General features: G+C 74.2%; 1 protein-coding gene and 1 pseudogene. Both read left to right on the top strand.

The genetic code is table 11. From position 1 onward, the window contains the following. Positions 1-407, top strand: a pseudogene (locus A5714_RS26750) (esterase family protein); the annotation flags it as partial. A gap of 156 nt (positions 408-563) precedes the next feature. After that, positions 564-854, top strand: a 291-nt coding sequence (locus tag A5714_RS20580; RefSeq protein ID WP_156747417.1) for a twin-arginine translocation signal domain-containing protein, incomplete at its 3' end; no start/stop codon positions are given.

Raw genomic sequence — 854 nt, 5'->3', positions numbered from 1 at the left:
CGAATGTCGGTCCCAAGGACGTGACCGTCGCCAAGCTGTACGGCGGGAACCAGGCCGCCTGGGCGGCGTTCGACCCGATCACCGTCATGACGCGGCACGGCCGCTACACCGGCTTGTCCGGGTGGTTCGACGTTCCCGGGTCGGGCGACGCCCACAGCCTCGCGGAGCAGGGCAACCCCACCCTCGCCGGCAGCGATCCCAACGCAAACCCCGAGGGTCAGGACGCCGCGGCCCGCGCGCTGTGCGCCGCGGCCACCGCCAACGGGATCTCCTGCGCCGTGGTGACCCAGCCGGGCAAGCACGACTGGCCGTTCGCCGCCGAGGCGTTCACCGCGGCGCTGCCGTGGCTGGCCGGCACGCTGGGCACGCCGAGCGTCGAACCGGTGCCGCTGCCGCACGGCGGCTAGCGGCCGGCCGGGAATTCACAGCCGACCCTCCGGGGCCGCATCCGCCATATCGGTGCAGGTAGTGGTACGGTTCGCTGCTGTGGCTGCCAAGCTCCGCCCCGCCGGTGGTTCCCCCGGGAACCCGCCCGCGCCGCGCCGCGCGCGTGCGTGCCGGCCATGAATCGGCGCCAGTTCCTGGGATCCCTCGCCGCGTCCGTGGTCGCCGGCGTGGGGGCGGCCCGCCTGATCGTGGACCCGCAGCCGCGCACCTTCGCGCAGACGCCGGCTCTGGACGTCCCGACGTCGGGTCCGGTCGCGCCCATGGCGTTGCTGCCGCCGCCTCCGGCCGACACGCGTATACCCCTGCCCGGCGGCGGGGCGCTGATGAAGATTCCCGGTGACGGTGACCTGCTGGCGCTGACGGTCGACGACGGCGTCAACAGCGAGGTGGTGCGCGCCTACACGCAG

Origin of the sequence: Mycobacterium sp. E2462 (assembly GCF_001672685.1) — a bacterium.
In the GTDB taxonomy this organism is placed as follows: domain Bacteria; phylum Actinomycetota; class Actinomycetes; order Mycobacteriales; family Mycobacteriaceae; genus Mycobacterium.
The sequence above is the reverse complement of the archived record's forward strand: the minus strand, read 5'-3'. Positions and strand labels throughout refer to the sequence as shown.